The 8,906-nt window shown below is 68.5% G+C and carries 11 protein-coding genes; 5 read left to right on the top strand and 6 right to left on the bottom strand.

Going from position 1 to position 8,906, the window contains the following annotated elements; translation table 11 throughout:
• Nucleotides 1–205 precede the first annotated feature (205 nt).
• Nucleotides 206–421 (top strand): hypothetical protein, encoded by a 216-nt coding sequence (locus AB0M02_RS18325; protein WP_364228163.1) that lies wholly within the window; start codon nucleotides 206–208, stop codon nucleotides 419–421.
• Nucleotides 422–484: 63 nt separating this feature from the next.
• Here AB0M02_RS18325 and AB0M02_RS18320 read toward each other — a convergent pair whose 3' ends face one another.
• Nucleotides 485–1,231 (bottom strand): hypothetical protein, encoded by a 747-nt coding sequence (locus AB0M02_RS18320; RefSeq protein ID WP_364228162.1) that lies wholly within the window; start codon nucleotides 1,229–1,231, stop codon nucleotides 485–487.
• 9 nt (nucleotides 1,232–1,240) lie between these two features.
• Between AB0M02_RS18320 and AB0M02_RS18315 the strand changes: the two genes are divergently transcribed.
• Both AB0M02_RS18315 and AB0M02_RS18310 read left to right on the top strand, forming a co-directional pair.
• A complete protein-coding gene (locus tag AB0M02_RS18315) occupies nucleotides 1,241–1,636 on the top strand; it encodes a helix-turn-helix domain-containing protein (RefSeq protein ID WP_364228161.1) in 396 nt (131 codons plus the stop codon).
• Between the two features lie 83 nt (nucleotides 1,637–1,719).
• Nucleotides 1,720–3,501 (top strand): diguanylate cyclase, encoded by a 1,782-nt coding sequence (locus AB0M02_RS18310; RefSeq protein ID WP_364228160.1) that lies wholly within the window; start codon nucleotides 1,720–1,722, stop codon nucleotides 3,499–3,501.
• Between the two features lie 104 nt (nucleotides 3,502–3,605).
• Here AB0M02_RS18310 and AB0M02_RS18305 read toward each other — a convergent pair whose 3' ends face one another.
• On the bottom strand, nucleotides 3,606–4,241 hold the full coding sequence (locus AB0M02_RS18305) for a flagellar basal body-associated FliL family protein (protein ID WP_364228159.1): 636 nt from the start codon (nucleotides 4,239–4,241) through the stop codon (nucleotides 3,606–3,608).
• A 100-nt stretch (nucleotides 4,242–4,341) separates the two neighbouring features.
• Nucleotides 4,342–5,139: a serine protease gene (locus AB0M02_RS18300; RefSeq protein ID WP_364228158.1), complete on the bottom strand. Its 798-nt coding sequence runs from the start codon at nucleotides 5,137–5,139 to the stop codon at nucleotides 4,342–4,344.
• Between the two features lie 134 nt (nucleotides 5,140–5,273).
• Between AB0M02_RS18300 and AB0M02_RS18295 the strand changes: the two genes are divergently transcribed.
• The gene (locus tag AB0M02_RS18295) at nucleotides 5,274–5,810 is read left to right on the top strand and encodes a hypothetical protein (protein ID WP_364228157.1); all 537 of its coding nucleotides are present in this window, start codon (nucleotides 5,274–5,276) and stop codon (nucleotides 5,808–5,810) included.
• Here the strand turns inward: AB0M02_RS18295 and AB0M02_RS18290 are convergent.
• From AB0M02_RS18290 to AB0M02_RS18280, 3 genes are all read right to left on the bottom strand, one after another.
• On the bottom strand, nucleotides 5,785–6,663 hold the full coding sequence (locus AB0M02_RS18290) for an aminoglycoside phosphotransferase family protein (RefSeq protein WP_364228155.1): 879 nt from the start codon (nucleotides 6,661–6,663) through the stop codon (nucleotides 5,785–5,787). The genes AB0M02_RS18295 and AB0M02_RS18290 overlap by 26 nt on opposite strands.
• 15 nt (nucleotides 6,664–6,678) lie before the next feature.
• Nucleotides 6,679–7,941 (bottom strand): M14 family metallopeptidase, encoded by a 1,263-nt coding sequence (locus tag AB0M02_RS18285; RefSeq protein ID WP_364228154.1) that lies wholly within the window; start codon nucleotides 7,939–7,941, stop codon nucleotides 6,679–6,681.
• 113 nt (nucleotides 7,942–8,054) lie between these two features.
• Nucleotides 8,055–8,303 (bottom strand): hypothetical protein, encoded by a 249-nt coding sequence (locus AB0M02_RS18280; protein WP_364228152.1) that lies wholly within the window; start codon nucleotides 8,301–8,303, stop codon nucleotides 8,055–8,057.
• 386 nt (nucleotides 8,304–8,689) lie between these two features.
• Between AB0M02_RS18280 and AB0M02_RS18275 the strand changes: the two genes are divergently transcribed.
• A complete protein-coding gene (locus tag AB0M02_RS18275) occupies nucleotides 8,690–8,905 on the top strand; it encodes a hypothetical protein (protein ID WP_364228151.1) in 216 nt (71 codons plus the stop codon).
• Nucleotide 8,906 lies beyond the last annotated feature (1 nt).

The raw sequence follows: 8,906 nt of genomic DNA, 5'->3' as shown, positions 1-8,906 counted from the left end.
GTACGGGGCCGCCAGGGATGGGGCCGCCAGGGATGGGGCCGCCAGGGATGGGGCCGCCAGGGATGGGGCCGCCAGGGATGGGGCCGCCAGGGATGGGGCCGCCAGGGATGGGGCCACCAGCGATGGGGCCACCAGAGACGGGGCCACCAGAGACGAGACCACCAAGGACGAGACCACCGAGATTCTCGCCACCGCCGTCGCCGGGGTGATCGCCGCCGTGATCGCCCTCGCCGATCCTCAGGAGCTAGTGATCGGCGGCTCCTGGGGCCTGGCCCTGGCCGACGCCATCCGCACAGCGGCCGCCCGCCTGCCCCGCCAAGTCTCCCTCCGCACCGCCGCCGTGACCGAGGACCCGGTCCTCGCAGGAGTCCGAGCCGAGGCCCTCACCCGCCTGCGCACCCAAATAGCCGCCACCGACTGAGACCCGACAAAGGAGGCCACGAATTGACAAAACTCCCCCAATAAAACAAAAGTGACCAAAAGGCTAACCGGGCGAGGTGGCCAGCGCCGCCACCATCTCGTACATCCGCTCCGACTCAGCCGCGGACGGCAACGCCACCGGCCGTCCCCGTCGCAGCGCCGTGACCGGCGCGTCAGGCGGCGACTCGACCAGGCTCACCAACGGAGCCGCTGCCCGAGCCGTCGAATGCCCGAACAGCGCCGCCGCAGCCCCGATCACCGCCCGCCGGGGCTGCGGAAAGTTCCGGTGCATCCCGCTGTTCACGAGCAGTGGGTTGTACAGCACATAGCGAACCGGACTCCCCGGATACCGAGCCGGATATCCCACTCCCAACAGGTCGACGGCCCGCGCACCCTGCATCGTCGCGGCGAACAGCGAATAACCCCGCTCCAGCGACGGATCCTCCCAGTGGATCCGCCCCGCCCTGATCCCGCCCACACCGCAGAGATTGAGGACCACCGGCGACGCCGACCGCTCCAGCGCGGGGCGCAACCCGTCGACGAGTAGATGCCGCGCCAGCACATTCACCGCGAACGATCGCTCCAGTCCGTCCGGGGTCATCACCCGGCGGTGCGAGAACCAGCCCGCCGACAGCACCAGCGCGTCGATCGACGACGGGAGCCGGGAGATTAGAGCGGTGGTGGCGGGCACCGAACTGAGATCACCGTCCGCGCTGCCGAGCGCCACGACGCGCCAGCCACGAGCTTCCAGCAGTGAGGCCAGGGCGCCACCGATGCCCCGCGTACCTCCTGCGATCACCACGGTTCGCATGGTTTCATCGTGGTCACCGTCCGGCGCCGGCCGAAAGAAGGCACATTCATGTCACCGGTGATCCCGCTGCCCGTCACCGCGGCCGATCGCGAGTCGTGCACGGCGTCCGAGATCCTCGCCCGGGTGGGGGAGAAGTGGAGCGTGCTGATCCTCGTGATCCTTCGCGACGGCCCGCGCGGTTTCAACGAGATCGACCGGACAGTGCACGGACTGAGTCGGCGCATTCTTACCCGTACGCTGCGAATTTTGGCATCTGACGGACTGATCAGCCGGCGGCGGACCGCTCAGCGGGTGGAATACGCCCTGACCGATCTCGGCAGCTCCTTGCTGCCGCTCGTCATCGCCCTAGGCGAATGGGCCGTGGCGCACGAGTCCGAGATCGCCGAGGCCCGCCGGAGATCCTAAGGTTCGCCTCCTTCCGACCGACAAGCTTGCTCAGCAGACGGAGGCAGGCAGAGGCAGGCGGAGGCGGACGGAGGGGACGGAGGGTGACCGCGTTGGACGAGCACGACAACGGCGATCATTCCGCCACCCGCTGGATGCGGGGAGCCTTCGCCGCGTTCTACGTGGCGCTGTCGATCACGAACTTCCTGACGCTGACCGGTTTCGCCCGCCCCGTGATGACGCTGCTCACCACGGTCACCGCGGCGCTGCTCGCCCTGGCCGCCGTGCGCCCGTGCTCGCGCAGCGGGAGCGCGGTCGCCTTCCTTCCGGTGATCGACGCCGTGACGCAGGTCGCGATGACCGGCCGGCTGCACTTCACCACGCTGCTGATGCTCGCCCTGGTCGGCATCGGCGCCGTGGTTCCCTCGCGGCGCATCGCCGCGGCCGCCGGCCTCCTCGGCTGTACCGGATGGCTGGCCACCGTCCTCGCCCGGGACGAGCTGCGCACCGCGGAGCTGAGCCACTACGCCGGCCAGCTGATCATCTCCGCCGCGCTCGGCGCGATCCTGCACGAGGCCGTCCGGCGCAGGCAGACCCAGCTCCGGGTGGCCCGCGACGAGGTCGCCGCCGTCGCCGAGCGCTTCACCAGCCTCTTCGAGGCCTCGCCCTCCGGTGTCGCCATCGCCGACCGCGACGGCGTGTTCGTCGCGGTCAACGCCGCCTTCGTCGAGCTGGTCGGCCTGACCGAAAGCGATCTCATCGGTTCCTCCAGCGGCGAGTTCCTGGGCGCCGGTGACGGCGACGAGCGCCGCATCACGCGCCCCGACGGCACCGAACGTTGGGTCTGGCTCACCGTCGGCCACAGCCGCTCCTCGTGGACGTTGCTGCAGCTGCAGGACATCACCGACCGTCACCTGGCCGAGGCCGCCGTCCGCGAGTCCGACCGGCTCCTGGCCGCGGTCTCCGCCGCCGCCCGCCGCATCCGCACCGGCGAGGACGCCCGCAACACGATTATCGACGCGATCCGCGACCTGGCCGAGGCGGACAACGTCACCCTCCTGGAACCGTCCGGCCCCACCGAACTGGTCGCCACCGGGGTGGCCGGCGCCGAGGTTCTCGGCACCCGCGTACCGCTCGACGGCACATCGATGATCGCGACCGTCTATCGCAGCGGCGATCCGATCTTCCTGTCCGATCCTGCCCAGGACCCGCGCGTCTCCCCGGCATTGCTCAAGCTCGTCGAGGGCCGTTCCATGCTGTGGCAGCCGGTGGTCGTCGACGGCCGCGCCATCGCCGTCCTCGTGGTCGGCTGGAAGCGCCGCGTCACCTCGGTCAGCGACCATCGCGCCCGGGCCGTGGCCCTGCTCGGCGACGAGACCGCCCTGGCCCTGGAACACGAGCGCCTGCTGCGCCGCCTCGAACAAATGGCATTCACCGATTCGCTGACCGGCCTGCCCAATCGCCGCGCCTGGCAGACTCAGCTGGCCGAACTGATGTCACGCGCGCCGCGCCTCACCGTGGCCATCGTCGACCTCGACCATTTCAAACGCTACAACGACACCTATGGCCATCCCGCCGGCGACGATTTGCTGAGCCGTTCCGCAACCGCCTTCTTCAACGAACTCGCCGACGGCGATCTGATCGCCCGATGGGGCGGCGAGGAATTCGTCATCGCACTTCCGGGCCGCACTCCCGCCGAGGCCGCGGCGCTTCTGGACCGCATTCGCCAGGCCACCCCCGACAGTGAGACGTGCAGCATCGGTTACGCCGAGTGGGACACGATCGAGAGCGCGGAGGCATTGCTGGAACGCGCCGACAACGCGCTTTACACCGCGAAGCAGGACCGGGATTCGATTGCTGCGGCGGAGAGCGTCATTCTCTTTTAAAGGGTACGCGACTCGCGCTCTACCGTTCCGAGACCCGCGACCACCTGCCACCCAAGGCCGCAACGCGCCTGACGCGCCACGTCGAACTCACGCGAAGAGCCGGCTCACTGGGTGACGAACGCCGTGAAGTAGACGTCGACGACCGCGTCCTGGTACGCCTGCACGATGTCCTCGCGGAGCTTCTCCTTGGCCGAGATCCGGCCCTGCTCGGTGGAGAGCTCGGCGATCGACCGCCCGGTGTAGTTCTCCACCGCCAGGTTGGTCGCGGTGCTCGTGTCCAGCTGCGCGGGCTGCCCGGGTGCCAGCTGGAGCGCGAGTCCCAGCTTCAGGTAGTGGTCGTCGGCGAGGTTCACGGTCAGCGTGTTCTCCAGCGGGACCACGGGACCTCTGGCAGCCGGGTCCTCGACCTGCTCGGATGTCCGGGAGGAGAGCGACGAGACCGGCGTCATCAGGGCGCCGATCCCGCCCACGATCATGATCACCGCGATGATCACGGCCGGGACGAGGCCCAGTACGAGGCCGGCGATCGCCATGCCCCGGCCGCTGCGGGTGCCGTCGCGGGTCTGGCTCAGTCCGACGCAGCCGAAGATGATCGCGAGGACGCAGGGCACGGCGAACGTGCACCAGCCGCCCAGGACGCCGACGATGCCGAGTACGAGCGCCGCCACCGCCATCCCGGAGGTCGGCGGTCGCACCGAGACGAGGAGCGGCTGCGGCGCACCGTACGGGTTCTGGCTCACCCCAGTCTGTTCGGCATGCCCGGCCCGGGCGCTTAGCGCCGCATACGACCGACCGGCCCCGGCGATCACCGCCGGAGCCGGTCCGTGAGAAACCGGAGAATCAGCCGCCGAGGCTGGTGGCCGCCGAGCGGATCGCCGACGAGAAGTAGCTGACCTGGGTGTACACGCCCGGCTTGTTCGGGCGGGCGCATCCGTCACCCCAGCTGACGATGCCGACCTGGATCCAGGCGTTGCTGGCGTCCCGGCGGAACATCGGGCCGCCGGAGTCACCCTGGCAGGTGTCCACCCCACCGGACGTGTAACCCGCGCAGATCTCCTCGGCCGCGATGACCTGGCCCGCGTACATGCTGCTGGAGTTGCAGGTGGAGTCGCTGACGAACGGCACGGTGGCCTTCAGCAGGTAGCGCTGCTGCGATCCGCCCTCGCTCGCCGCGCCCCAGCCGGCGATCGTGAACGTGCCCGAGTCGTACGCCGTCGACGTCGCGATGGGCAGCGTGGCGATGCCGGTCACCGCGCTGGCGAGGCGGATGAACGCCCAGTCGTCACCGTTGCCGTTGTATCCGGGTGCCCGGTATACGTAGTTGGAGCGGCGGGTGACGCGGCTGCTGGACTGCAGGTCGACGACGCCGAAGGTGGCGGTGATCGACGTGTTGGAGCCGGTCCGGCTCACGCAGTGCGCGGCGGTGAGCACGAGGGTGGGGCTGTAGAGGGCGCCGCCGCAGCCCATCGAGAGGCGCACCATCCAGGGGAATTCACCGAGGGCGGCGCGGGTGCCGCCTACGACGTACGGGGTGACCGGCTCGTCGGCCGACGCCGCGGCCGGTGCGATCAGCACGCCCATTGTCGCCGCGGTGATGGCCGCGGCGGCGGTCGCCAGAAGGGATCGCCATCTGCGCATTCTGGGTCCTCCTCAGTCGGGGCGTGCCCGGTGGGGAACGCCTCTCTGAGGAGGAGCTTGGCATTAACAGATTGAAATATGTATATCTCAGGTCGCTCATACCGTGCACAGGTGCCGCCGGTAACTTGCTCGTCATGAGCACCGACTTCTCGCCGGTTCCGGAACTGAACCAGCTCAAGGAGTTCCAGGACCGCACCGGCTACGAGCAGTACGCCGACGGCTTCGGCCTGGACGCATGGAACGACACATCCGGCCTGGAGGCCGGCTGGTCGAAGGATCCCGAATTCCTCTCCCGCCTGCTGCCGTTCGCCCGCGCCACCGGCGGCGGCTCCTTCTACGCCCTGTGGCGCGTCGACGACCGCGACGACCTGTCCACGCTGCCGGTGGCCGCCTTCGGCGACGAGGGCGGCGAGTACGTCGTCGCCCGCGACGTCCGTGAACTGTTCCAGCTGTTGGCCTTCGACAGCGAGATCAGCGTCTCCTGGGACAGCGTCTACTTCTACCGTGACGAAGAGGACGAGCACTCGGCGTACCACGACGAGTTCGTGGCCTGGCTCGACGAGCAGTTCGGCCTGGCACCCGCCGACGACCCCGACGCGGTGCTGGAAGCGGCCCGGGACGAGTTCGGCGAGCGGTTCGAGACGTTCAAGAACGCGTTCCTGAACGCGTAGGGGAGAGGATGCGCGACAGGGTGCGGCGCCCGATCCGGCTCATCACCGGGTTGCTGGTCTCGTAGTACCAGACCAGGCCGAGCGACTGCTCGAGGGCCCACGCCCTGCCGCGCTCCCATTCGAGGTCGTCGCAGCCGAGTTCCGCGCGCAGCACGCGCCGCGGACCGGGTTCGAGCAGGTGCCAGGCGCAGGTGAGGTCCAGCGCCGGGTCGGCCGGTCCGTAGCCGCCGACGTCGAGCACGCCGGTCAGGCGGCCTCCGGCCACCAGGAGATTGCCCGGCATGAGGTCACCGTGGGTCATCACGTCCGGGTCACTGCCGCGGGGCAACTCACGCATGCGGTCCCAGAGCTTTTCCAGCAACGGTACGGGCAAAAGCCGCTCGCTCTTACGCAGGCACGTCCGCACCCACTCGTCGTGGCTCGCGATCACACCGCCACGGCCGCGCCCGTCGAACGTCCGCCCGCCGGTGCCGGCCGATCGCATCCCGGCGATCAGCTCGGCGAGGTCGCGGGCGAACGCGTCGGACTCGCCGGGATCGTCGTCGGTGGCGATCGTGCCGGGCAGCCACGTCTGCACCGACCAGGGCAGGGGGAAGCCCTCGCCGGGTTCACCGATCGCGATCGGCTCAGGCGTCGGGAAACGGGTCAGCCCGAACAGCAGGCGCGCCGCGTACATCTCCTTGTGAAGTTGAATTTCACCGTCGGCGAGCGGAAAGCGCGCCGCCATGCCGGACCCGATCCGGAAGATCGCGTTGACGGTGCCGGCGGAGCGGACCTGTCGCACGGACAGGTCCGCCCACTGCGGGAACTGAGCCGCCACCAGCTCCCGAACCGCCTGCTCGGTGATGCGCACGCGGCAGAGTATCGCTCAGCAGTACTGCGCCTGCTTTCCAATTACCTTGTAGGGGCAGTCGGCCACCTCGGCCAGCAACAGCGCGGCCTCACGGTTGCGCGAGGTCTCGCGGGTGATGACGCTGCCCGGCGGGTAGAAGCCGCCGCCCGACGCGCTGCCGGGGTAGAGCTCGAAGGTGTAGGCGAAGATCTTGTACGTGCCCCACAGCCAGTCGAGCGAGTCGCCGTCGGTGATGTAGAGGTCGCTGGACTGCTGCGGCGTGTAGCCGTTGGTCGCGGCCATCTGCCGGCCGAACGTGGCGAGCGCGTTCGCGTCGTCCGCGGTCATGCCGGTGCTGGTGTTCGCGGTGGTGTGCCCGTACGGCCAGAGCACCAGCTGCGAGTACGAGTGGAAGTCGATCGCGGCCTTGATCTGCTGGACGCCGCCGACGACCCGGCTGTTGACGAAGTCGCGGATGACGCGGGTCTCCGGAGCGGAGAACGCCGACGGGCCGCGGTACGTCGCCGAGGACGTGCTGCCGGACGAGCCGCCGCAGCAGCCCCACCGGTATCCGTAGTTGCGGTTGAGGTCGGTGCCGACGTAGCTGGATCCGCTGTTGGGCTGGCGGTTCTTGCGCCACGACCGGTAGCTGCCGGAGGCGATGTCGTACTCGACACCGTCCGGGTTGACCATCGGGATGATCCAGATCTCGCGGCTGTTGACGATGTTGCGCACCCGGGTGTCGCCGGCGTACCCGCTGGTGAACTGGTTGAGCAGGTAGAGCGCCTGCTCCACGGTCAGGTGCTCGCGGGCGTGGTGGTTGGCGTCGAACAGGACCTCCGGCTCGGCCTCGTCGGTGGCGACGTTGTCGGAGATCTTGACGGCGGCGATGTCGCGTCCCTCGTACGACCTGCCGAGGACCCGCTTGCTCGCGATCGCCGGGTACGCGGCGACCACGCGGTTGATCTCGGCGATCGTCTCCGCATAGTTGTGGTACGCCGCGTCGGCGGACGGGAAGTCGAGTGTTCCGACGAGGGCCTCGACGGTGAAGCCCAGCTTACGAAGACGGCTGACCTCGGCCCCGGTGGCCGTGACGGTCGCGACGCCGTGCTCGATGTCCTCGATCGCCACACCGGTACGCGTGATCAGATTGCGCTGTGCGGATGTGCGTACGTCGTAGATCTCGTATTCCGCCGCGGGATCCGGCGTTGGTCCCGCTCCGGCGGGTGACGATGCCGCGAAAGCCGAGGTCACGCAGAGCGCGACCGCGGTGAACACGGCGAGGGAACGTCGTCTCATGAACGACCTCCGGCTGTCGGGGAATGGTCCCCTCACCCCACCACCGCAAATCGAAGAACAGCAATGCACCGGAGCATGTCAATACACCCCTGATGCCGGTGTGATGACGCCGGTCAGAAGACCGGCGGCCACGTATGCCGCGGGCTGCCGCGCCGTGCGGCGACGGCGGCCCGTAGTGCCGGCCACAACCGCAGTCTGCGGCTGCTGTCCGCCGCCGCGAGCAGCATTGCCAGCTCGCGGCGCTCGGCGTGCGGCACCAAAGTGATCACGATGATCAAAGGAAGGGTCGCCGTGATCAGTTCGACCACCAGGAAGAAGGCGACCAGCATGGCTACCAGGCCGACGATGGCGAGGGTGGACACGGGTTACCTCCTCCGTCAGTGATTGATCATGGCGGCCAGCACCAGGACGAGGGCTGTACCGAGTGTAGGGAACGGCGGGCCGACCGATTCACCGATCGCACCAATTGGTCCGAGGTTGATCACTGGGGAGCGGCAACTCCGAAAGCGACTTTCGACCATGAGAACCACCAAGGGCGTGATGGACTTGTCCCTGCATAGTCATATGCGCCCGGCGTGAATTTCCATGTCTATTCACAGGATGCGAATTTTTCGCGGATAACCCCTGATCAGCCACCTGGCACTCGGCTAGGCTGCAGTTCGCTCGGTGGCTTCGATGAGAGGGGTTTTGTCAGGGAATATCCAGACTTGGGACTTGCGAATGCGGCGTGAGTGAATAGTATGCACGCGTGACTTCAGACACTCTAGAGCTGCGCCCGATAGCCAACCAGTGCGCCGCCGGTTCTTGTCCCACGGTCTACGAGTTCGACGCCGACTCCGGCCGGCTCATCATTCAGGGCTTCACCGTGACCGCCGCGCGGGCGGGCATCGACGTGCCCGCCGGTGAGGCCCTGGTCGAAGTGCCCATCGAGCTCCTCAAAGAAGCTTTGCAAAAACTGTCCTGAC

The organism is Actinoplanes sp. NPDC051861 (assembly GCF_040681145.1).
Taxonomy (GTDB): Bacteria; Actinomycetota; Actinomycetes; order Mycobacteriales; family Micromonosporaceae; genus Actinoplanes.
This window is presented reverse-complemented; position numbering and strand designations above follow the sequence as displayed.